The organism is Salmonella sp. SAL04162 (genome assembly GCF_046551535.1).
In the GTDB taxonomy this organism is placed as follows: domain Bacteria; phylum Pseudomonadota; class Gammaproteobacteria; order Enterobacterales; family Enterobacteriaceae; genus Salmonella; species Salmonella enterica.
This window is the reverse complement of record NZ_JBGDVX010000004.1, coordinates 1-22538: the sequence shown is the minus strand read 5'-3', so window position 1 is coordinate 22538 and position 22538 is coordinate 1. Positions and strand designations below refer to the sequence as shown.

The 22538-nt window shown below is 52.6% G+C and carries 16 protein-coding genes, 1 pseudogene and 1 CRISPR repeat array; of the genes and pseudogenes, 15 read left to right on the top strand and 2 right to left on the bottom strand.

Annotation, left to right across the window (positions count from 1 at the left end):
- Window positions 1-295 precede the first annotated feature (295 nt).
- The 7 genes from ACLJRH_RS09095 (at window position 296) to ACLJRH_RS09065 (ending at window position 7633) form a co-directional block, all read left to right on the top strand.
- On the top strand, window positions 296-625 hold the full coding sequence (locus ACLJRH_RS09095) for a YqcC family protein (RefSeq protein ID WP_001530242.1): 330 nt from the start codon (window positions 296-298) through the stop codon (window positions 623-625).
- On the top strand, window positions 625-1407 hold the full coding sequence (gene truC, locus ACLJRH_RS09090) for a tRNA pseudouridine(65) synthase TruC (RefSeq protein WP_000890034.1): 783 nt from the start codon (window positions 625-627) through the stop codon (window positions 1405-1407). Before ACLJRH_RS09095 ends, truC begins: the two co-directional genes overlap by 1 nt.
- A gap of 18 nt (window positions 1408-1425) precedes the next feature.
- On the top strand, window positions 1426-1875 hold the full coding sequence (locus ACLJRH_RS09085) for a flavodoxin (RefSeq protein WP_000807739.1): 450 nt from the start codon (window positions 1426-1428) through the stop codon (window positions 1873-1875).
- A gap of 481 nt (window positions 1876-2356) precedes the next feature.
- Window positions 2357-3715 (top strand): galactarate/glucarate/glycerate transporter GudP, encoded by a 1359-nt coding sequence (gene gudP, locus ACLJRH_RS09080; RefSeq protein WP_000097015.1) that lies wholly within the window; start codon window positions 2357-2359, stop codon window positions 3713-3715.
- Window positions 3712-5052: an enolase C-terminal domain-like protein gene (locus ACLJRH_RS09075; RefSeq protein WP_023136652.1), complete on the top strand. Its 1341-nt coding sequence runs from the start codon at window positions 3712-3714 to the stop codon at window positions 5050-5052. The genes gudP and ACLJRH_RS09075 overlap by 4 nt, the downstream gene beginning before the upstream one ends.
- 20 nt (window positions 5053-5072) lie before the next feature.
- Entirely contained in the window at window positions 5073-6413 is a 1341-nt protein-coding gene (gene gudD, locus ACLJRH_RS09070) for a glucarate dehydratase (protein ID WP_000107113.1), read from the top strand.
- 77 nt (window positions 6414-6490) lie between these two features.
- On the top strand, window positions 6491-7633 hold the full coding sequence (locus tag ACLJRH_RS09065) for a glycerate kinase (protein WP_000706489.1): 1143 nt from the start codon (window positions 6491-6493) through the stop codon (window positions 7631-7633).
- A gap of 43 nt (window positions 7634-7676) precedes the next feature.
- Here ACLJRH_RS09065 and barA read toward each other — a convergent pair whose 3' ends face one another.
- Window positions 7677-10433, bottom strand: coding sequence for a two-component sensor histidine kinase BarA (gene barA, locus ACLJRH_RS09060; protein ID WP_000186400.1), 2757 nt, complete (start codon window positions 10431-10433; stop codon window positions 7677-7679).
- A 57-nt stretch (window positions 10434-10490) separates the two neighbouring features.
- Between barA and rlmD the strand changes: the two genes are divergently transcribed.
- The 4 genes from rlmD to ACLJRH_RS09040 all read left to right on the top strand — a co-directional run bounded on the left by rlmD (window position 10491) and on the right by ACLJRH_RS09040 (window position 14775).
- On the top strand, window positions 10491-11786 hold the full coding sequence (rlmD, locus tag ACLJRH_RS09055; protein ID WP_015406304.1) for a 23S rRNA (uracil(1939)-C(5))-methyltransferase RlmD: 1296 nt from the start codon (window positions 10491-10493) through the stop codon (window positions 11784-11786).
- Between the two features lie 51 nt (window positions 11787-11837).
- Window positions 11838-14072 (top strand): GTP diphosphokinase, encoded by a 2235-nt coding sequence (gene relA / locus ACLJRH_RS09050; RefSeq protein ID WP_000226841.1) that lies wholly within the window; start codon window positions 11838-11840, stop codon window positions 14070-14072.
- A gap of 84 nt (window positions 14073-14156) precedes the next feature.
- Window positions 14157-14513, top strand: coding sequence for a type II toxin-antitoxin system ParD family antitoxin (locus tag ACLJRH_RS09045; protein ID WP_000480218.1), 357 nt, complete (start codon window positions 14157-14159; stop codon window positions 14511-14513).
- Complete coding sequence (locus tag ACLJRH_RS09040) at window positions 14479-14775, top strand: type II toxin-antitoxin system RelE/ParE family toxin (protein WP_023137019.1); 297 nt, start codon at window positions 14479-14481, stop codon at window positions 14773-14775. Before ACLJRH_RS09045 ends, ACLJRH_RS09040 begins: the two co-directional genes overlap by 35 nt.
- Window positions 14776-14793: 18 nt before the next feature.
- On the opposite strand, the pseudogene ACLJRH_RS09035 reads toward ACLJRH_RS09040, so the two are convergent.
- A pseudogene (locus ACLJRH_RS09035) lies at window positions 14794-14937 on the bottom strand (fimbrial protein SteA); the annotation flags it as partial.
- Between the two features lie 606 nt (window positions 14938-15543).
- On the opposite strand from ACLJRH_RS09035, the gene mazG reads away from it, so the two are divergent.
- The 4 genes from mazG to queE all read left to right on the top strand — a co-directional run bounded on the left by mazG (window position 15544) and on the right by queE (window position 20397).
- Window positions 15544-16344 carry a nucleoside triphosphate pyrophosphohydrolase gene (mazG, locus tag ACLJRH_RS09030; RefSeq protein WP_000210451.1) on the top strand — a complete coding sequence of 267 codons (801 nt, stop codon included), beginning with the start codon at window positions 15544-15546 and terminating at the stop codon, window positions 16342-16344.
- Between the two features lie 227 nt (window positions 16345-16571).
- Complete coding sequence (pyrG, locus tag ACLJRH_RS09025) at window positions 16572-18209, top strand: glutamine hydrolyzing CTP synthase (RefSeq protein ID WP_023137020.1); 1638 nt, start codon at window positions 16572-16574, stop codon at window positions 18207-18209.
- An 82-nt stretch (window positions 18210-18291) separates the two neighbouring features.
- On the top strand, window positions 18292-19590 hold the full coding sequence (gene eno, locus ACLJRH_RS09020) for a phosphopyruvate hydratase (RefSeq protein ID WP_000036734.1): 1299 nt from the start codon (window positions 18292-18294) through the stop codon (window positions 19588-19590).
- A gap of 135 nt (window positions 19591-19725) precedes the next feature.
- On the top strand, window positions 19726-20397 hold the full coding sequence (gene queE, locus ACLJRH_RS09015) for a 7-carboxy-7-deazaguanine synthase QueE (RefSeq protein ID WP_001199956.1): 672 nt from the start codon (window positions 19726-19728) through the stop codon (window positions 20395-20397).
- A 296-nt stretch (window positions 20398-20693) separates the two neighbouring features.
- A CRISPR array of direct repeats spans window positions 20694-22369; the repeat unit is 29 nt; unit sequence GTGTTCCCCGCGCCAGCGGGGATAAACCG.
- Window positions 22370-22538 lie beyond the last annotated feature (169 nt).

The window sequence follows — 22538 nt, the reverse complement described above, 5'->3', positions numbered from 1 at the left end:
GCGCAGGATGCGTTAAAGGACACCTCCAGGACGGAGAACGAGAGCCGATCAGGATGTTCGGCGGGTCTGGATGACCAGGGACGCTTCAGGAAGAAGCTATCACATCGGGCGATGTGCGCAGGATGCAAACGTTCAGGATGAACAGGCCGTAAGGTCACAGGAAAAGTTGTCACGGATGAGCAGGGAGCACGAAAAGTAGCTGGAATGCTGCGAAACGAACCGGGAGCACTGTTTATACAGTGCTCCTTTTTTTTGTTATTCTTCGCGCCAGATTTTCATCATTGAGGTTTTTAACATGACGACTCATGACCGTGTGCGTCAGCAGTTACATGTGCTTGAAACGCTGCTGCGCGAGCATCGCCACTGGCGGCTGGATGCGCCGCAGGCGCACCTGTTTACCAGCACCCAACCATTTTTTATGGATACCATGGAACCGCTGGAATGGCTGCAATGGGTATTGATCCCACGTATGCATACCCTACTTGATAATGCGCAGCCACTGCCCGAGGCGTTTGCCGTCGCCCCTTATTATGAAATGGCGCTGGCGGCGGATCATCCGCAGAGGGAGGCGATCCTGGCGGTTTTGCAGGATCTGGATGCGCTATTCGTCCGCGATAAATCCTGATGCTGGAGATCCTCTATCAAGACCAGTGGCTGGTTGCCGTGAATAAACCCGCAGGCTGGCTTGTTCACCGGAGCTGGCTGGATCGCGACGAAAAAGTCGTGGTCATGCAAACGGTGCGCGACCAAATCGGCCAGCATGTTTTTACCGCCCACCGTCTCGACAGACCCACGTCGGGCGTACTGTTAATGGGGCTGTCCAGCGAAGCGGGACGCCGTCTGGCGCAGCAGTTCGAGCAGCACCACATCCGTAAACGCTACCATGCCATTGTGCGCGGCTGGCTGATGGATGACGCAGTACTGGATTATCCGCTGGTGGAAGAGCGCGATAAAATTGCTGATAAATTCGCCCGCGAGGATAAAGCGCCCCAGCCGGCTGTAACGCAGTATCGCGGACTGGCGACGGTCGAAATGGCGGTGCCGACCGGACGTTATCCCACCACGCGTTATGGTCTGGTTGAGCTGGAACCAAAAACGGGACGCAAGCACCAGCTTCGTCGTCATCTGGCGCATCTGCGTCATCCTATCATCGGCGACAGCAAGCATGGCGATTTGCGACAAAACCGCAGCGCCGCAGAGCATTTTGCCTGTCGTCGCCTGATGCTTCATGCCAGTCGGCTTGAACTGACGCACCCCTTCACCGGACAGCCGTTGATGATTCAGGCCGGGTTGGATGAAACCTGGATGCAGGCGCTGACACAGTTTGGCTGGCGTGGACTTCTCCCTGACAATGAAAGGGTTGAGTTTACGGCGGCGTCCCGGCAGGATGAGACTCATCAGGCATAATTCAGGGAGATACGCATAATGGCGGAAATTGGTATTTTTGTCGGGACCATGTATGGCAACTCACTGCTGGTGGCGGAAGAAGCGGAAGCGATCCTCGCCAGACAGGGCCACAGCGCGACCGTGTTTGAAGATCCTGAACTGTCCGACTGGCAGCAATATCAGGATAAGGTTGCGCTGGTCGTTACCTCGACGACCGGGCAGGGCGATCTACCGGATAGCATTGCGCCGCTCTTTCACGGCATTAAAGATACCGTCGGTTTTCAACCAAACCTGCGTTACGGGGTGATTGCGCTAGGTGATAGCAGCTACCCCAATTTCTGTAATGGCGGCAAACAGTTTGATGCCCTGTTGCAGGAGCAAAGCGCGCAGCGGGTGGGGGAGATGTTATTCATTGACGCCAGCGAACATCCGGAGCCGGAGAGCCAATCCAATCCCTGGGTTGAAAACTGGGGAACTTTACTTTCCTGAGGTAAATCCCTCCCCCCTACGGGAGGGTACCTTTTCGTTTGCTTGCGTTGCCAGTAAGCAAAATCACGACCTGTACACAGTGTAAAGTAACTGAATCGTGTTAGCTTTGGGCATATGCCCGCAAAAGCGGCAGTTTTTTACGGGCGTTTTCATGTAATCAAGCGACCTGTTTCACATTCTTCTCTTTTTATTCCTCCTGCGTCGACGCCTGACGCCTTCTGATTTCATTTCCGTGAAGTGGCTTCCACTGTCCTGGGCTTTTGCCATAAACAGGCGTAATTCATCGCCAAAATACTGTGTTGTTGCACGGTGAGTGTGTGTGGCGCGCTTTTTATACTTCTCCTGCCAGTGAATAAAAGCATGCAGCGTGCAAAGCAAACGACCTAATAAAAGCTGCAACAAGGAAACGTTATCTCTGATTCCCTACCGGTTGTGCAGTTCAGAGTGAGCGTAGCTAACGCGAAATTTCAGGAGTGCAACAATGAGTTCATTAAGTCACGCGGCGAGTAGTGCGGAGAAACGCACGAACGCCCGCTACTGGATAGTGGTGATGCTGTTTATCGTCACATCCTTCAACTACGGCGACCGCGCCACATTGTCCATTGCCGGCTCAGAAATGGCCAAAGATATCGGCCTTGATCCGGTAGGCATGGGCTATGTTTTTTCTGCTTTTTCATGGGCCTATGTTATCGGGCAGATCCCGGGCGGCTGGCTGCTGGACCGCTTTGGTTCCAAACGCGTCTATTTCTGGTCTATTTTCATTTGGTCAGTCTTCACCCTGTTGCAGGGTTTTGTCGATATCTTTAGTGGTTTCGGCATTATTGTCGCCCTCTTTACGCTTCGTTTCCTGGTTGGTCTGGCGGAATCGCCTTCTTTCCCGGGCAACAGTCGCATCGTTGCAGCCTGGTTCCCGGCGCAGGAGAGGGGAACGGCAGTGGCCATCTTTAACTCCGCGCAATACTTTGCCACGGTTATTTTCGCGCCGATTATGGGCTGGCTGACGCACGAAGTGGGCTGGTCGCATGTCTTCTTCTTTATGGGCGGGTTAGGGATCATCATCAGCTTTATCTGGTTGAAAGTTATCCATGAACCAAATAACCATCCGGGCGTAAATAAGAAAGAGTTGGAGTACATCGCAGAAGGCGGCGCGCTGATCAATATGGATCAGAAAGACACCAAAGCGAAAGTACCGTTTAGCGTCAAATGGGGCCAGATCAAACAGCTGCTGGGCTCTCGTATGATGATTGGCGTTTACATCGGTCAGTACTGTATTAACGCATTGACCTATTTCTTTATTACTTGGTTCCCGGTCTATTTGGTCCAGGCGCGCGGCATGTCGATTCTCAAAGCGGGCTTTGTCGCCTCGGTTCCTGCGGTCTGCGGCTTTATCGGCGGCGTGTTGGGCGGCATCATTTCCGACTGGTTGATGCGTCGTACTGGCTCCCTGAATATCGCGCGCAAGACGCCGATTGTGCTGGGGATGTTGCTGTCAATGGTTATGGTGTTCTGTAACTATGTGAACGTGGAATGGATGATCATCGGCTTTATGGCGTTGGCTTTCTTCGGTAAAGGTATCGGCGCGTTGGGCTGGGCAGTAATGGCGGATACCGCGCCGAAAGAGATCAGCGGTCTTTCCGGCGGCTTGTTTAATATGTTCGGCAATATCTCCGGTATTGTGACGCCAATCGCGATTGGTTACATCGTTGGCACCACCGGTTCCTTCAACGGCGCGTTGATCTATGTCGGCGTACATGCCCTGGTGGCCATCATCAGCTATCTGGTGCTGGTAGGCGATATTAAGCGTATTGAACTGAAACCTGTCGCAGGACAATTATCATGACAACGCAATCCAGTCCCGTTATTACGGACATGAAGGTCATTCCGGTTGCCGGACATGACAGTATGCTACTCAACATCGGCGGCGCGCATAACGCGTACTTCACCCGTAACATCGTCGTCCTCACCGATAACGCCGGGCATACTGGCGTCGGTGAGGCGCCGGGCGGAGAAGTGATTTATCAGACGCTGGTCGATGCTATTCCGATGGTATTAGGCCAGGAAGTCGCCCGCCTGAACAAAGTGGTGCAGCAGGTGCATAAAGGCAACCAGGCCGCTGATTTTGACACCTTTGGTAAAGGCGCATGGACGTTTGAACTGCGGGTTAACGCGGTGGCGGCTTTGGAAGCGGCGCTGCTTGATCTACTGGGACAGGCGCTTAATGTGCCGGTCTGTGAACTGTTAGGACCCGGTAAACAGCGCGATGCCGTCACCGTGTTAGGCTATCTCTTCTATATTGGCGATCGTACTAAAACCGATCTGCCGTATCTGGAAAGCACGCCGGGCAGTCATGAATGGTACCGTCTGCGCCATCAGGAAGCGCTGAACAGCGACGCGGTCGTGCGGCTGGCGGAAGCGTCTCAGGATCGCTACGGTTTTAAAGATTTTAAACTCAAGGGTGGCGTGCTGCCGGGCGAACAAGAGATTGATACCGTTCGCGCGCTAAAAAAACGCTTCCCGGACGCGCGTATTACCGTGGATCCGAACGGCGCCTGGCTACTGGATGAAGCCATTGCGTTGTGCAAAGGGCTGAATGATGTACTGACCTACGCGGAAGATCCGTGCGGCGCGGAGCAAGGATTCTCTGGTCGTGAAGTCATGGCGGAGTTCCGCCGCGCGACAGGACTGCCGGTGGCGACCAATATGATTGCCACCAACTGGCGTGAAATGGGACACGCGGTGATGCTCAACGCGGTAGACATTCCTCTTGCCGACCCGCATTTCTGGACCCTCACCGGTGCCGTTCGCGTGGCGCAACTGTGCGATGACTGGGGGCTAACCTGGGGCTGCCATTCGAATAACCATTTTGATATTTCACTGGCGATGTTTACCCATGTCGGCGCGGCGGCGCCAGGCAAACCCACCGCTATTGATACGCACTGGATCTGGCAGGAGGGCGATTGCCGCCTGACTAAAAATCCGCTGGAAATTAAAAACGGCAAAATTGCCGTTCCGGATGCGCCAGGACTGGGCGTGGAGCTTGACTGGGAACAGGTGCGAAAAGCGCATGACGCGTATAAAACGCTGCCAGGCGGCGCGCGTAATGATGCAGGCCCGATGCAATACCTGATCCCCGGCTGGACTTTTGACCGCAAACGCCCTGTTTTTGGTCGTCACTAATTCTGAATAAGGACACAGTTATGAGTACTCAATTTACGACGCCTGTAGTGACTGAAATGCAGGTTATCCCGGTTGCGGGTCATGACAGTATGCTGATGAACCTGAGTGGCGCGCATGCCCCGTTCTTCACGCGCAACATCGTCATTATTAAAGATAACTCCGGTCATACCGGGGTCGGCGAGATTCCGGGCGGCGAAAAAATCCGCAAAACGCTGGAAGATGCGATCCCACTGGTGGTGGGAAAAACGCTGGGTGAATATAAAAATGTCCTGACCGCCGTTCGCAACCAGTTTGCCGATCGCGATGCGGGCGGACGCGGTTTACAAACGTTCGATCTCCGCACTACTATCCATGTGGTGACTGGCATTGAAGCGGCAATGCTTGATCTTTTGGGCCAACACCTGGGCGTCAACGTCGCTTCGCTGTTAGGCGACGGTCAGCAGCGCAGCGAAGTCGAAATGCTGGGTTATCTGTTCTTTGTCGGCAATCGCAAGGCTACGCCGCTGCCGTATCAAAGCCAGCCGGATGAGCAATGCGACTGGTATCGTCTGCGCCATGAAGAGGCGATGACGCCGGAAACGGTAGTGCGTCTGGCGGAAGCCGCCTATGAAAAATACGGCTTCAACGACTTCAAACTGAAAGGCGGCGTGCTGGCGGGCGAAGAAGAGGCCGAGTCAATCGTGGCGCTGGCGAAACGTTTCCCACAAGCGCGCGTCACGCTCGATCCAAACGGTGCCTGGTCGCTGAACGAAGCGATCAGCATTGGTAAATACCTGAAAGGTTCTCTGGCCTATGCAGAAGATCCGTGCGGCGCGGAGCAGGGTTTTTCCGGACGTGAAGTGATGGCGGAATTCCGTCGCGCGACCGGATTACCGACGGCCACCAATATGATAGCGACCGACTGGCGTCAAATGGGGCATACGCTGTCGCTGCAATCCGTCGATATCCCGCTGGCGGACCCGCACTTCTGGACTATGCAAGGCTCTGTACGCGTGGCGCAAATGTGTCATGAGTTCGGTCTGACCTGGGGCTCGCACTCTAACAACCACTTTGATATTTCGTTGGCGATGTTTACCCATGTTGCCGCGGCGGCGCCGGGCAAGATCACCGCGATCGATACCCACTGGATCTGGCAGGAAGGCAACCAACGTCTGACTAAAGAACCGTTTGAAATTAAAGGCGGCATGGTGCAAGTACCGACCAAACCGGGGCTGGGCGTTGAGCTCGATATGGATCAGGTGATGAAAGCGCATGAGCTTTATCAAAAGCATGGCTTAGGCGCGCGTGACGACGCGATGGGAATGCAGTACTTAATTCCTGGCTGGACGTTTGATAATAAGCGTCCTTGCATGGTGCGTTAAGTCAGAGCCGGTTCCGTAAGGAACCGGTCCTTCTCTGGGTGTATGCTTAACAGGATCAACATGCGTAAGGACGACTTATGAAAATAGTGATCGCACCAGACTCGTATAAGGAAAGTTTGAGTGCTCTTGAGGTAGCGACCGCCATTGAACAAGGATTTCGCGAGATCTGGCCTGACGCCGATTACCTGAAATTACCGCTGGCTGATGGCGGAGAAGGTACTGTCGAAGCGATGGTTGAAGCGACGGCGGGTCGAATCGTGCATGTTGAGGTCACCGGGCCGTTGGGGCATCGCGTCAATGCGTTTTATGGGCTTTCCGGCGATGCGCGTTCCGCGTTCATTGAAATGGCGGCCGCCAGTGGGCTGGAGCAGGTACCGCCCGCGCAACGCGATCCGTTGAAGACCACATCATGGGGAACCGGCGAGCTGATCCGTCATGCGCTGGATGCGGGCGTTGAGCATATCATTATTGGTATCGGCGGTAGCGCCACCAACGATGGCGGCGCGGGGATGGTGCAGGCGCTGGGGGCCAGGCTACGGGATGCGCAGGGCAATGATATTGTGCAAGGCGGCATTGGGCTGGAAACACTCGCCAGCATTGATATCAGCGGCCTGGATAAGCGTTTGTCGGTGTGTCATATAGAGGTCGCCTGCGATGTCACGAATCCCCTTACCGGCAAAGAGGGCGCGTCTGCGGTTTTTGGTCCGCAAAAAGGGGCGACGCCGGAAATGATTGAACGCCTGGATACGGCATTGACTCGCTATGCGCATTTGATTGCCCGCGATCTGCATGTCGATGTGTTGGATCTGGCAGGCGGCGGCGCGGCAGGCGGCATGGGGGCGGCGTTATACGCGTTTTGCGGCGCGCAGCTACGGCGTGGTATTGAGATTGTCACCGATGCGCTTCATCTGGAAGCGTGTCTTGCGGATGCTGATTTAGTCATCACCGGCGAGGGACGCATCGACAGTCAGACCATTCACGGTAAAGTCCCTATTGGCGTGGCAAACATCGCCAAACGGTATAACAAGCCGGTAATTGGTATTGCGGGTAGCCTGACGGCGGATGTTGGCGTGGTTCATGAACATGGGCTTGATGCCGTTTTCAGCGTGATTTATACCATCTGTACGCTGGAGGACGCGCTGAAGAATGCGAGTGAAAACGTACGAATGACCGCGCGCAACGTGGCTGCAACGCTGAAAGCGGGGCAACAGTTACGCTGAGTTGTAGGCCGGATAAGGCGGTCATGCCGCCATCCGGCGAATATCAGCCCAATATCTTCTTCGCTTCACGCGCGACATTATCCATCTCATCCAGCAGCTCCAGAAACTCAGGCTCCAGCTCCTCTTCGTGGACGCCGCTGCGAAGCTGTTGCTCAATAAGCTGGCAAAGGTTCTTCATCCGCGGTACGCCGCTATAGCCGCAGCTCCCGTGTAGCTTATGGACCAGATCGACCAGACCGTTGGGATTTTCTCCCACCAGTTGTTCTTCAATTTTGTTGCGCACTTCCGGCAGAAAATCAATCAGCATTTGCAGCATATCCCGCGCCAGATCGGGCTTACCGGCAGCCTGGCGGAGCGCAAGCTGCCAGTCGAGCGTCGCATTCGGATTGAAGATAAATTCAGCCGGTTCCGGCGCCATCAGGCGCGCTGCTACGTTGGCGCCGGGTTTATAGCGCAGCAACAGATTATGCAACTTCTCTTCTTCTATCGGTTTAGCCAGATAGTCGTTCATGCCCGCGCTGAGCAACTTCTCTTTTTGCCCGGCCATCGCATGTGCCGTAACGGCAATAACCGGTGTTTGCTGCTGATGAGGAAGCTGGTGAATCAATTCGCAGGCGCGTATGCCGTCCATATCCGGCATCTGAATATCCATCAAAATCAGATCAAACTGCATTTGTTTCGCCCGATCCACCGCCTGATGTCCGCTATCACAAAGCTCTACGTGCTGGACTTTATCTTCCAGTAACGCGCCGATAAGCTTCAGATTGGCGGGATTATCATCAACCGCCATAACCGTCATGGTGATTTTACTGGTATCCATTAGCAGCGGTTCAGGATGGTGATTCAACTGGCAATATTCCGTCAGCGCTGGCAACAGGCGCGTTGACGTCAATGGTTTTAACAGACAGGCCGCCGCGCCTCCTTGTTTCAGCTTTTCGGCGTTAATTTGCGCATGGCAAGGTAGCGCCAGCAGTAGAAAGTCCGTCATTGACGCCGCTTTCGCCAGACGTTCATGCTGCATGGTGAGCGGCTCGCGGAAGGTCACCGGAACGCTCAAAATCATAATATCGTAGTGCGCTAACGGCAGCGCGGAGAAGGTCGGGCTGTAAACCACCTCCACCGGCGTGTCGCTCAGTAGATCCAGGGTACATTGCGCGGCGGTAGCATTCGGTTCGACATAAGCCAGCCGTTTTCCGGCCAGACATGCGGTCGACGGCCCGTCAATAATAACATTTGGGTTAAGATCAAGATTAATATGAAACCAGAAGGTCGAGCCGCGATTAGGCTGGCTGTGGAAAGAGATATCCCCGCCCATTTCGTTGACCAGCTTTTGCGTAATCACCAGCCCAAGCCCGGTGCCGCCGTGACGGCGAGAAATACTGGCATCGGCCTGGCGAAACGCCTGAAACAGTCGCGACTGGTCGCGTTCCGGAATGCCGATCCCCGTATCGCGGATCTGCACTTCAATCTGTACTTTGGTGTTACTAAGCGCCCGCTTTTCTACCAGAATGTCGATATTGCCACTCTCGGTGAACTTAATGGCATTACCCACCAGATTAGTAATGACCTGTTGCAGGCGCAGCGGGTCGCCAATCACATTATCCGGGACGTCGTTTTTAATATTTAACGTCAACTCCAGCCCTTTATCATGCGACGAGTGGGCCAGCAGCGTAACCACTTCATCCAGCGTGTTGCGCAGTGGAAAAGGGATACTTTCCAGAATGAGCTTACCGGCTTCCAGCTTGGAGAAATCAAGCACGTCATTAATGATCGCCAGCAGATTATTTGCGGAACGCTCAATGGTGTTCAGATGGTCGCGCTGGGTGGGGTTCAGCTCCGTTTTTAATGTCAGGCGGGTAAAGCCAATGACGCCGTTCAGCGGTGTTCGCAGTTCGTGCGACATGTTCGCCAGGAACTCCGACTTAATACGCGCCGCTTCCTGGGCACGCTTTTTCGCCAAATCCAGCTCAACGTTTTGGATTTCCATCTGCTCAAGGGTTTCACGCAGGTCCGAAGTGGCCTGATCGATATTATGCTGCATCTCTTCGTGATAGGCGGCAAGCGACATCGCCATGGAATTAATGCCGTTTTTCAGCATGTCCAGCTCGCCCAGCATAAATCCTTCCACCCGGCTATCCAATTGTCCGCGGCGAATGCGGTCAACGGTATTCACCATATTACGGATAGGCCCGGTGACATCGCGCATAAGCCGCCAGCCAAAGATCAGCGCAATGCCAATACAAAAAAGCATCATCACGCTGGAGATAAAAATCTCTTTGTATTGCTGTAGCCTTACCGACTTGAGATCCAGTTCAAGCGCCACATACCCCAGCATATTTTTGGTATTTTTCGCGTCGGCAATGGCTGACTCGTCCGGCGAATAGCTCTCCGAGATAATCGGAGTGCGCAGAATCATAATATCGCCGTGGCGATCGACGCTCAGACGACGTGGAAACGGCGCTCCGGCGGGAAGCTGCATCTGTGAGGGGTCCAGATGGAAATTAGACGTTACAAACAGACGGTTATGATCGTCATAAACGGAAATCGCCCGCACAATATCAGAGTGTCTGCGGTGCAGGACGCTGATAAGTTGGCCGATAGACTCCCGGTTTTGTAAGTTCATACCATATTCGCTGGAGACGGCGAGCGGTTCAATAATACTGGCGCCGGCATCTTCCAGTTGACGCTGCAGGTCGTTATAGCGGTGCACTACAAAAAAGATACTGAGCAGCAAACCTATCAGGACGGTCGGGGCCAGGATCAGAATCATCATGCGTGCGCGCAGGCTGTAGTTGGTCATGGAGTTCCGTTATGGGACAATTAGGGTCACACTGTTAAATTGAGAAAAAGCTGGTCGATGGCGCAATTCTACTCTGCAAAACGGCGCGTGACGACGCGTCAGATCATAACCGTTAAAGTCAATGACCTCGATTCATTTGGTCAGGGCGTAGCCCGTCATAACGGAAAGGCGCTGTTTATCCCCGGTTTATTGCCTGAGGAAAGCGCAGAAGTCATTATTACAGAAGATAAAAAGCAATTTGCCCGCGCACGCGTTTCGCGCCGTTTGAATGATAGCCCGGAACGAGAAACGCCGCGCTGCCCGCATTTTGGCGTCTGCGGCGGTTGTCAGCAGCAGCATGTCAGCATCGCCCTGCAACAACGCAGCAAAAGCGCGGCGCTGGCGCGTTTGATGAAACACGAGGTGAATGACATCATCGCCGGCGCGCCCTGGGGTTATCGGCGTCGTGCGCGGTTAAGTCTGAATTGCCCGCCGGATAAACCGCTGCAAATGGGATTTCGCAAAGCGGGTTCCAGCGATATCGTCAATGTCGAACAGTGCCCCGTTTTGGCGCCCCAGCTTGCAGCATTGCTGCCCCGAATCAGGGCGTGTCTGGCGAGTTTACACGGCACCCGACATCTTGGGCATGTTGAGCTGGTACAGGCGGGAAGCGGTACGCTGATGATTCTGCGCCATACCGCGCCATTGAGTGCGGCGGATAAAGAAAAACTGGAACGCTTTTCGCATTCTGAGGGATTGTCTCTGTTTCTGGCGCCGTTTAGCGAGATACTGGAAACGGTATCTGGCGAAGCGCCCTGGTATGATTCGCACGGCTTACGTTTAGCCTTCAGTCCGCGAGACTTTATTCAGGTTAATGAGGTGGTAAACCAGCAAATGGTCGCACGCGCGCTGGAGTGGCTTGATGTGCGCGCCGAGGATCGTGTCCTGGATCTGTTCTGCGGAATGGGGAATTTTACGCTGCCGCTGGCAACGCGCGCGGCAAGCGTGGTAGGGGTTGAGGGCGTTCCGGCGCTGGTAGAAAAAGGCCGTGAAAACGCCATCCGCAATGGTTTACATAATGTGACATTCTTCCATGAGAACCTGGAGGAAGATGTCACGAAGCAGCCGTGGGCGAAAAACGGCTTTGACAAAGTCTTACTCGATCCTGCGCGTGCGGGGGCTACAGGAGTGATGCGACATATTATAAAATTAAAACCTATTCGCATTGTTTATGTATCCTGTAACCCGGCGACGCTGGCGCGCGATAGTGAAGCGCTGGTCAATGCGGGATATGAGGTTACGCGTTTAGCGATGCTCGACATGTTCCCGCACACAGGACATCTGGAATCAATGGTTCTGTTCGAGCGCATGTAATGATTACCGGCTTACCGACTTCGGTAGGCCTGGTCCCTTAAGGAGAGGACGATGGTCGCGGTAAGAAGTGCACATATTAATAAAGCTGGTGAATTTGATCCGAAGAAGTGGATCGCAAGCCTGGGAATTTCCAGCCAGCAGTCGTGTGAGCGCTTAGCCGAAACCTGGGCGTATTGCCTGCAACAGACACAAGGACATCCGGATGCGGATCTGTTGCTGTGGCGTGGCGTGGAGATGGTAGAAATTCTTTCCACGCTGAGTATGGATATCGACACGCTGCGGGCGGCGCTACTGTTCCCTCTGGCCGACGCCAACGTAGTCAGCGAAGATGTACTGCGCGAAAGCGTCGGCAAATCTATCGTTACCCTGATTCATGGCGTGCGCGATATGGCGGCGATCCGTCAGCTAAACGCCACTCATAACGACTCTGTTTCTTCGGAGCAGGTTGATAACGTCCGTCGAATGTTATTGGCGATGGTGGATGATTTCCGCTGCGTGGTCATCAAACTGGCCGAGCGAATCGCTCATTTGCGCGAAGTGAAAGAGGCGCCGGAAGATGAGCGCGTGCTGGCGGCGAAAGAATGTACCAACATCTATGCGCCGCTCGCTAATCGTCTGGGCATCGGGCAACTGAAGTGGGAACTGGAAGACTACTGTTTCCGCTACCTGCATCCGGCGGAATACAAACGCATCGCCAAACTGCTGCATGAGCGCCGTCTCGATCGCGAACATTACATCGAAGAGTTTGTTGGACATCTGCGCGCCGAAATGAAAAACGAAGGCGTGCAGGCGGAAGTCTACGGACGACCAAAACATATTTATAGCATCTGGCGCAAAATGCAGAAAAAGCATCTGGCGTTTGATGAACTCTTTGACGTGCGCGCCGTGCGTATCGTCGCTGAACGTCTGCAAGACTGCTACGCCGCGTTGGGGATAGTGCATACGCACTATCGCCACCTGCCGGATGAATTCGATGATTATGTCGCTAACCCGAAACCGAACGGTTACCAGTCTATCCACACCGTGGTCCTGGGGCCGGGCGGTAAAACCGTTGAGATCCAGATTCGTACCAAACAGATGCATGAAGACGCCGAACTGGGCGTGGCGGCGCACTGGAAGTATAAAGAAGGCGCCGCGTCCGGCGGCGTGCGTTCCGGTCATGAAGACAGAATTGCGTGGCTGCGTAAGCTGATCGCCTGGCAGGAAGAGATGGCCGATTCCGGCGAAATGCTGGATGAAGTGCGCAGCCAGGTGTTTGACGATCGGGTCTACGTTTTTACGCCAAAAGGCGACGTGGTTGACTTGCCTGCCGGTTCTACGCCGCTCGATTTTGCTTACCACATCCACAGCGATGTCGGGCACCGCTGCATTGGCGCTAAAATCGGCGGCCGTATTGTGCCATTCACCTATCAGTTGCAGATGGGCGATCAGGTTGAAATTATCACGCAGAAGCAGCCGAATCCCAGCCGCGACTGGCTGAATCCAAACCTGGGCTATGTGACGACCAGCCGCGGGCGCTCGAAAATTCACGCCTGGTTCCGTAAACAGGACCGTGACAAAAATATCCTGGCTGGACGGCAGATCCTCGACGATGAGCTGGCGCATTTAGGGATTAGCCTGAAAGAGGCCGAGAAACATCTGCTGCCGCGCTACAACTTTAATGAGCTGGAAGAGTTGCTGGCGGCGATAGGCGGCGGCGATATCCGTCTTAATCAGATGGTGAATTTCCTGCAATCACAGTTCAATAAGCCGAGTGCAGAGGAGCAGGATGCAGCAGCGCTGAAACAGCTTCAGCAAAAAACATACGCGCCGCAAAATCGTCGTAAAGACGACGGGCGCGTGGTGGTAGAAGGCGTGGGTAATTTGATGCACCACATTGCCCGCTGCTGCCAGCCGATTCCGGGGGATGAAATTGTCGGCTTCATTACTCAGGGGCGGGGGATTTCCGTGCACCGGGCCGATTGCGAACAGTTGGCGGAACTGCGCTCACATGCGCCGGAGCGGATCGTAGAGGCGGTATGGGGCGAAAGCTACTCGGCGGGATATTCGCTGGTGGTGCGCGTCCAGGCCAACGATCGCAGCGGTTTATTGCGTGATATCACCACCATTCTGGCTAACGAAAAAGTCAACGTGCTGGGCGTCGCCAGCCGCAGCGACATTAAGCAGCAGATCGCCACCATTGATATGACCATCGAGATCTACAACCTGCAGGTGCTGGGCCGCGTGCTCGGTAAGCTGAACCAGGTGCCGGATGTGATTGATGCACGGCGACTGCACGGGGGGTAAACCCCAGACAGTAATAATGTAGCGGCTTTGCTACTCGTTCAGCAAAGCCGCATTAACCAACCCCATAAGCATGAGATATGGGGTATGTTTTTGACGTACATTTCATTTCCGGTGTACTCTTATGTAAGATTTATACTTACAGTGGAGGCTGTTATGGCCAGAACAATGACCGTTGATCTTGGTGATGAACTGCGCGAGTTTATTGAATCGCTCATAGAATCAGGTGATTACAGAACACAAAGTGAAGTGATCAGAGAGTCTCTTCGTCTGCTGAGGGAAAAACAGGCCGAGTCACGACTTCAGGCGTTACGTGAACTTCTGGCTGAAGGTCTGAACAGCGGAGAGCCCCAGGCCTGGGAAAAGGATGCCTTTTTACGGAAGGTCAAAACAGGGATGATCAAACCCGATGAGAACGGTAAAATTAACGCCAAAGGCCAGTGAAGATCTGGAAAATATCTGGCATTACGGCTGGCTGTATTTTGGCGAAATACAGGCCGATCGATATATTAATCATCTATCAGTAATATTCAGCATTATGAGTGCCAATAACATTGGCACGCCTCGACCTGAACTGGGTGAATACATTTATGCCTTACCGTTTGAAAGGCATATTATCTATTTTATACAATCAGTTACGGAAGTTATCGTGATACGTATTCTGAGCCAGAATCAGGATGCTGGTAAGCATGTAAATTGGTTATAGCCTTTTTATCTAAAAAACAAGTGTGATAGAGCAGGGGGAATCAACAATATTACCAAGGAAAGTGACCTTTGCTGTGTTGCTACCCGCGGCTTGAGCGCCGGAGACAATTCCCATAACTAAAGATGCAGTTACTGCCAGTTTACAAAAATGAGATGACTTCATCGTGTTATCCTTAATTAACGTGTTTTATGGCAGCATTTTGTACGCGTATACCAAGGGATATGCGGCATAGAGCTATGCTGCGGGCTTTGGGTAAAAAATAGGCCATAATAAAAATATTATATTTCTACATTTTTATGAGTGTATTCTTAAGGGCTGAATGATCGTACAGGCTCATAAAATATTATATGTAATACTTTCAATATGTTTATTTCATGTATGTTCCAGAAAAAACAAAAAAAGTGGTCTTTTTTGAATATTAAACTGGTGTGCATGCTACTCGTTTTTCCGTAAAAGTGAAATAATTTATTTTTTTGAAAGGGAAGGCTCTTTGGGGGGGTACTTATAGCGTTTGCATAATTTTTTTTGCTTAATTGATGTTATTTATAATGCCTGGTACAAATATCTGTTTTTTTTAATAAGTTAGTTATATGATTATTATATTGTTGTGTATCGATTAATAATTTTAAAATTATACGGGAGAGGTAGCGTTCAACACCTGTTAACAATATATTTTATTATATAGGCGTTGCCGTAGTGTCTCTGTGCGTGAATGGTTAAGAATAATACGTTACAATTGTCGCTAGTATTTACAACCGATTAAAAACCATGACAACTAACCATCAAATTGACCGTCTTCTCACCCTCATGCAGCGCCTGCGTGACCCGGAAAACGGCTGCCCGTGGGATAAAGAGCAGACCTTCGCCAGCATCGCGCCTTATACGCTGGAAGAAACCTATGAAGTACTGGATGCTATTGCGCGTGAGGATTTTGACGATTTGCGCGGCGAACTGGGCGACCTGTTGTTCCAGGTGGTGTTTTACGCGCAGATGGCGCAGGAAGAAGGCCGCTTCGATTTTAATGATATCTGCGCTGCCATCAGCGACAAGCTGGAGCGCCGCCATCCGCATGTTTTTGGCGAGCTTTCCGCGGATAATAGCGAAGAAGCATTAGTTCGCTGGGAGCAAATCAAAACGGAAGAGCGCGCGCAAAAAGCGCAGCATTCCGCGCTGGACGATATTCCGCGCAGCTTACCGGCCTTAATGCGCGCGCAAAAAATCCAGAAACGGTGTTCAAACGTGGGCTTTGACTGGACGACGCTGGGACCGGTCGTCGATAAGGTCTATGAAGAGATCGATGAGGTGATGTTCGAGGCGCGGCAGGCGGTTGTTGATCAGGCTAAACTGGAAGAGGAAATGGGCGATTTGCTCTTTGCCACGGTCAACATGGCGCGTCATTTAGGTACGAAAGCGGAGCTCGCTTTGCAAAAAGCGAACGATAAATTTGAACGTCGTTTTCGCGAAGTTGAACGTATTGTCGCAGCCAGAGGCCTGGAAATGACCGGGGTGGACCTGGAAACAATGGAAGAAGTTTGGCAGGAAGTAAAACGCCAGGAAATTGATCTCTAAAGGTTTTAGTCGGTCAAGAGCGATTTGTGTGATTTTTTAAATAACAAGCGCTTGATTTACGTCAAAAACATTTACCTCAAAGGGGCTATTTTCTCCCTCCCTGTGTGAATGTCAGCCTGACGAAGAGGAGGAATAATGAAAGTTTGTGGCGTAGGTCATGTTCGGGTATACTGCTTTCCCGTCCTGGTTATTCCATCGTCTTTTAAACCTAACTTCTCAGGTTCCGCATGACAACGAACTATATTTTTGTGACCGGCGGGGTCGTATCCTCTCTGGGTAAAGGCATTGCCGCAGCCTCCCTCGCAGCCATTCTGGAAGCCCGTGGTCTCAACGTGACCATCATGAAACTGGATCCGTACATCAACGTCGATCCGGGTACTATGAGCCCAATCCAACACGGGGAAGTGTTCGTTACTGAAGACGGCGCTGAAACCGACCTGGACCTGGGGCACTACGAGCGTTTCATCCGCACCAAGATGTCTCGCCGCAACAACTTCACGACTGGCCGTATCTACTCCGACGTTCTGCGTAAAGAACGCCGTGGCGACTATCTGGGCGCAACCGTACAGGTAATCCCTCACATCACTAACGCGATTAAAGAGCGCGTGCTGGAAGGTGGCGAAGGCCACGATGTGGTACTGGTGGAAATCGGCGGTACCGTTGGTGATATCGAATCGCTGCCGTTTCTTGAGGCGATTCGTCAATTGGCGGTAGATATCGGTCGTGAACACGCGCTGTTTATGCACCTGACGCTGGTACCTTACCTGGCGGCTGCGGGCGAAGTGAAAACTAAACCGACTCAGCACTCCGTGAAAGAGCTGCTGTCTATCGGTATTCAGCCCGATATTCTGATTTGTCGTTCCGATCGAGCAGTTCCTGCCAACGAGCGTGCAAAAATTGCATTGTTCTGTAATGTGCTGGAAAAAGCCGTTATTTCAATGAAAGATGTCGATTCCATTTATAAAATTCCAGGCCTGTTGAAATCTCAGGGGCTTGATGATTATATTTGTAAACGATTCAGCTTGAACTGTCCGGAAGCTAACCTGTCTGAATGGGAACAGGTCATTTACGAAGAAGCGAACCCGGCAGGCGAAGTGACTATCGGCATGGTCGGCAAATATATTGAACTGCCGGATGCCTATAAGTCGGTGATCGAAGCGCTGAAACACGGTGGTCTGAAAAACCGCGTTACCGTCAACATCAAATTGATCGATTCGCAAGATGTTGAAACGCGCGGCGTCGAAATTCTGAAAGATTTGGACGCTATCCTGATCCCCGGCGGCTTCGGCTATCGTGGCGTTGAAGGTAAAATCGCCACTGCGCGCTATGCGCGTGAAAACAATATTCCTTATCTGGGCATTTGCCTGGGGATGCAGGTTGCGTTGATTGAGTTCGCTCGTAACGTGGCCGGCATGGACAACGCCAACTCAACGGAATTTGTGCCAGACTGTAAGTACCCGGTTGTGGCGTTAATTACCGAGTGGCGCGATGAAGACGGTAACGTTGAAGTCCGTAGCGAGAAGAGCGATTTGGGTGGCACCATGCGCCTGGGCGCGCAGCAGTGCCAGCTTAGCGATGACAGTCTGGTACGTCAGTTGTACGGCGCGTCGACGATTGTTGAACGTCATCGCCATCGTTACGAAGTCAACAATATGTTGTTGAAACAAATTGAAGCAGCGGGTCTGCGTGTCGCAGGCCGTTCCGGTGATGATCAGTTAGTCGAGATCATTGAGGTACCGAATCATCCGTGGTTCGTGGCCTGTCAGTTCCATCCGGAATTTACTTCCACGCCGCGTGATGGACATCCGTTGTTCGCCGGCTTTGTTAAAGCCGCCAGCGAGCATCAGAAACGTCAGGCGAAGTAAAAAAGTTAGAACAGCGGTGCACCCTAAGCGGTGCACCGTTTGTCTGAAGTTTTAGTTTAACTAGTGACTTGAGGAAAACCTAATGTCCAAAATCGTTAAAGTCATCGGTCGTGAAATCATCGACTCCCGTGGTAACCCGACTGTTGAAGCTGAAGTACACCTGGAAGGTGGTTTCGTAGGTATGGCGGCGGCTCCGTCAGGTGCTTCTACTGGTTCCCGCGAAGCGCTGGAACTGCGCGATGGCGACAAATCCCGTTTCCTGGGTAAAGGCGTAACCAAAGCTGTTGGCGCGGTTAACGGCCCGATCGCTCAGGCTATTCTTGGCAAAGACGCTAAAGACCAGGCTGGCATCGACAAAATCATGATCGACCTGGACGGTACTGAAAACAAATCTAACTTCGGTGCAAACGCCATTCTGGCTGTCTCTCTGGCTAACGCCAAAGCTGCTGCTGCCGCTAAAGGTATGCCGCTGTACGAGCACATTGCTGAACTGAACGGCACTCCGGGCAAATACTCCATGCCGGTTCCGATGATGAACATCATCAACGGCGGCGAGCACGCTGACAACAACGTCGACATCCAGGAATTCATGATCCAGCCGGTTGGCGCGAAAACGGTTAAAGAAGCCATCCGTATGGGTTCTGAAGTTTTCCATCACCTGGCAAAAGTGCTGAAAGGCAAAGGCATGAACACCGCTGTGGGTGACGAAGGCGGCTATGCGCCGAACCTGGGTTCCAACGCAGAAGCGCTGGCGGTAATCGCTGAAGCGGTTAAAGCGGCTGGTTACGAGCTGGGTAAAGACATCACCCTGGCGATGGACTGCGCAGCATCTGAATTCTACAAAGACGGTAAATACGTTCTGGCTGGCGAAGGCAACAAAGCGTTCACCTCCGAAGAATTCACCCACTTCCTGGAAGAGCTGACCAAACAGTACCCGATCGTTTCCATCGAAGATGGTCTGGACGAGTCTGACTGGGACGGTTTTGCATACCAGACCAAAGTACTGGGCGACAAAATCCAGCTGGTTGGTGACGACCTGTTCGTAACCAACACCAAAATCCTGAAAGAAGGCATCGAGAAAGGCATCGCTAACTCCATCCTGATCAAATTCAACCAGATCGGTTCTCTGACCGAAACTCTGGCTGCAATCAAGATGGCGAAAGACGCTGGCTACACTGCTGTCATCTCTCACCGTTCTGGTGAAACTGAAGACGCTACCATCGCTGACCTGGCTGTTGGTACCGCTGCAGGCCAGATCAAAACCGGTTCTATGAGCCGTTCTGACCGCGTTGCTAAATACAACCAGCTGATTCGTATCGAAGAAGCTCTGGGCGAAAAAGCACCGTACAATGGTCGTAAAGAGATCAAAGGCCAGGCGTAATCCTGCTTTTACCTCTTAACGTATAAACCCGCTTCGGCGGGTTTTTTTGTATCTGTTCAATAGCGCAGCCGCTGTGCATGACCGGGCAGACGAAATCTGCAATAATTAACGATTATCCCCTTAACAGAGAACGCTATGCAGTACCCGATTAACGAGATGTTCCAGACCCTACAAGGCGAGGGTTATTTTACCGGCGTCCCCGCTATTTTTATTCGTTTACAGGGATGTCCGGTCGGCTGTGCCTGGTGTGATACTAAGCATACCTGGGATAAACTGAGCGATCGGGAAGTGTCTCTGTTCAGCATTCTGGCAAAAACCAAAGAGAGCGACAAATGGGGTGCTGCGAGCAGTGAAGATCTGCTGGCGGTGATTAATCGTCAGGACTATACCGCGCGTCACGTTGTCATCACCGGTGGCGAACCCTGCATTCACGACCTCATGCCGCTCACCGATCTGCTTGAAAAGAGTGGTTTTAGTTGTCAGATTGAAACCAGCGGGACGCACGAAGTGCGCTGTACGCCCAATACCTGGGTCACGGTTTCACCAAAAGTGAATATGCGCGGGGGATATGATGTGCTTTCCCAGGCGCTGGAGCGTGCCAATGAAATCAAGCATCCCGTTGGGCGAGTTCGTGATATTGAGGCGCTGGATGAACTGTTAGCCACGTTGAGCGATGATAAACCGCGCGTGATTGCTTTGCAGCCCATTAGCCAGAAAGAAGACGCGACGCGTCTGTGTATTGAAACTTGTATTGCACGTAACTGGCGGCTGTCTATGCAAACGCATAAATATTTAAATATCGCCTGATGCATTACTAATCTTACAGACGGCCTGCCGATGCCGTCTGTGACTCATCCATTACCTTGCATTGTTTATTTTCTCTATGTGAATTTCGATGAGTGTATAAAAGCGCTGATAAATTTTTCCATAGCGATGCACAGATCACGCTATTTTGGTAAATTTAAAGAAAAAATCATTCTATGAACTTTTTTGCATCAAAATCAGCAAATTAGCTGTTCTTTAATAATTTAAATTGTTGCGATTATGTTGGTAGAATATGGTGCTGACAAAAAGTAGTTTATAAACAATGATATACGTTTAGTGTGTTCCCCGCGCCAGCGGGGATAAACCGCTAACCCGCCATTACGGCGGGTTTCTTACAGGGTGTTCCCCGCGCCAGCGGGGATAAACCGCGTTTCGTTCATTTATTTAGTTTCCTGTTTCGGTGTTCCCCGCGCCAGCGGGGATAAACCGTAATTTGCGGAGTTCGCGTAACTCACACAATGGTGTTCCCCGCGCCAGCGGGGATAAACCGATCAATATTAAACTCATGACCATGAGCAGTCGGTGTTCCCCGCGCCAGCGGGGATAAACCGAGCTGTCGCCTGGCGAGTGCTCGACGCTCAATGTGTTCCCCGCGCCAGCGGGGATAAACCGGCTAAATGAGTATTACGGCACGTCTTACGGTTGTGTTCCCCGCGCCAGCGGGGATAAACCGGTGCCGCTGATTTTCGTAACGCCTCAATGTATGTGTTCCCCGCGCCAGCGGGGATAAACCTGAGCCAGACTGAATTTTATGAAGAAATAGGTAGTGTTCCCCGCGCCAGCGGGGATAAACCGGATTTTCGATAACGCCGCTTCAGCTCACTGGTGTGTTCCCCGCGCCAGCGGGGATAAACCGAGCAAAAAACGTGGCCGCACGAACGCGGCCAGGTGTTCCCCGCGCCAGCGGGGATAAACCGTTTGGTGATGCGATCGCCCCTTGTTCAATGATGTGTTCCCCGCGCCAGCGGGGATAAACCGCGCTGTGCGGTAATTACCTTTGAATTACGCATGTGTTCCCCGCGCCAGCGGGGATAAACCGCCAACGGTTTCCGTTGGCTTTTCACCTTCAGCGTGTTCCCCGCGCCAGCGGGGATAAACCGCGCCCCTACAATACATCCTGATACAACAACCGGTGTTCCCCGCGCCAGCGGGGATAAACCGTTCTGGCGGCAGAGATAGTTAAAATAGTTGCAGTGTTCCCCGCGCCAGCGGGGATAAACCAAAAAACGGGCGCTGCGGGTCATTTTCGAAAGCGTGTTCCCCGCGCCAGCGGGGATAAACCTGACTCATACTCGTCTGCGCCCTGCGCGCAAAAGTGTTCCCCGCGCCAGCGGGGATAAACCGGCTAATTTATAAATCAAGTTAAAGCTTGATTAGTGTTCCCCGCGCCAGCGGGGATAAACCGGCGTATGAGGGCGCGCAACAGGCGATGCGTGAGTGTTCCCCGCGCCAGCGGGGATAAACCGTCTACGGGCGCACAGCGAAAACTACCGAGGAGGTGTTCCCCGCGCCAGCGGGGATAAACCGGGCGGCAATATCCATCACTCAGCACCAGGGAAGTGTTCCCCGCGCCAGCGGGGATAAACCGATTTAATTGCGTCATAATATTAATTCCTGTATGTGTTCCCCGCGCCAGCGGGGATAAACCGGGTGAGAACAGGGTGCATGGGAGGGAATAATTGTGTTTCCCGCGCCAGCGGGGATAAACCGCGTTACAGCCAGTTCATGGAAAGTTTCAGGCAGTGTTCCCCGCGCCAGCGGGGATAAACCGATCCCAAAACATCTTTCCCTGGTTCCTCTCAGGTGTTCCCCGCGCCAGCGGGGATAAACCGGGGATCGCGCTGGCGGTCGCATCCGTTGCCGTGTGTTCCCCGCGTCAGCGGGGATAAACCGTACCAACAATTCCGCGTTACGCCAACGGTAACGTGTTCCCCGCGTCAGCGGGGATAGCCGTTGCATAATCATAATCTGTGTACCAGTAATGGCTGCTACAAACCTGTAAAGTAAAAAGGCCGCGTTTTTCCGGGGAGGCTTTTATACAGGAGATGACCCGTCCTGAATAGCGTTGACACGTTCCAGACTTAAATCCGGAGAACGTGATGATGACTGAGTTCAAACGCACC

Excerpts from the sequence above, each read along its gene's own strand:
- ACLJRH_RS09095 (WP_001530242.1), top strand. The coding sequence starts at position 296 with ATGACGACTCATGACCGTGTGCGTCAGCAGTTACATGTGCTTGAAACG.
- truC (WP_000890034.1), top strand. The coding sequence starts at position 625 with ATGCTGGAGATCCTCTATCAAGACCAGTGGCTGGTTGCCGTGAATAAA.
- ACLJRH_RS09085 (WP_000807739.1), top strand. The coding sequence starts at position 1,426 with ATGGCGGAAATTGGTATTTTTGTCGGGACCATGTATGGCAACTCACTG.
- gudP (WP_000097015.1), top strand. The coding sequence starts at position 2,357 with ATGAGTTCATTAAGTCACGCGGCGAGTAGTGCGGAGAAACGCACGAAC.
- ACLJRH_RS09075 (WP_023136652.1), top strand. The coding sequence starts at position 3,712 with ATGACAACGCAATCCAGTCCCGTTATTACGGACATGAAGGTCATTCCG.
- gudD (WP_000107113.1), top strand. The coding sequence starts at position 5,073 with ATGAGTACTCAATTTACGACGCCTGTAGTGACTGAAATGCAGGTTATC.
- ACLJRH_RS09065 (WP_000706489.1), top strand. The coding sequence starts at position 6,491 with ATGAAAATAGTGATCGCACCAGACTCGTATAAGGAAAGTTTGAGTGCT.
- barA (WP_000186400.1), bottom strand. The coding sequence starts at position 10,433 with ATGACCAACTACAGCCTGCGCGCACGCATGATGATTCTGATCCTGGCC.
- rlmD (WP_015406304.1), top strand. The coding sequence starts at position 10,491 with ATGGCGCAATTCTACTCTGCAAAACGGCGCGTGACGACGCGTCAGATC.
- relA (WP_000226841.1), top strand. The coding sequence starts at position 11,838 with ATGGTCGCGGTAAGAAGTGCACATATTAATAAAGCTGGTGAATTTGAT.
- ACLJRH_RS09045 (WP_000480218.1), top strand. The coding sequence starts at position 14,157 with ATGTTTTTGACGTACATTTCATTTCCGGTGTACTCTTATGTAAGATTT.
- ACLJRH_RS09040 (WP_023137019.1), top strand. The coding sequence starts at position 14,479 with ATGAGAACGGTAAAATTAACGCCAAAGGCCAGTGAAGATCTGGAAAAT.
- mazG (WP_000210451.1), top strand. The coding sequence starts at position 15,544 with ATGACAACTAACCATCAAATTGACCGTCTTCTCACCCTCATGCAGCGC.
- pyrG (WP_023137020.1), top strand. The coding sequence starts at position 16,572 with ATGACAACGAACTATATTTTTGTGACCGGCGGGGTCGTATCCTCTCTG.
- eno (WP_000036734.1), top strand. The coding sequence starts at position 18,292 with ATGTCCAAAATCGTTAAAGTCATCGGTCGTGAAATCATCGACTCCCGT.
- queE (WP_001199956.1), top strand. The coding sequence starts at position 19,726 with ATGCAGTACCCGATTAACGAGATGTTCCAGACCCTACAAGGCGAGGGT.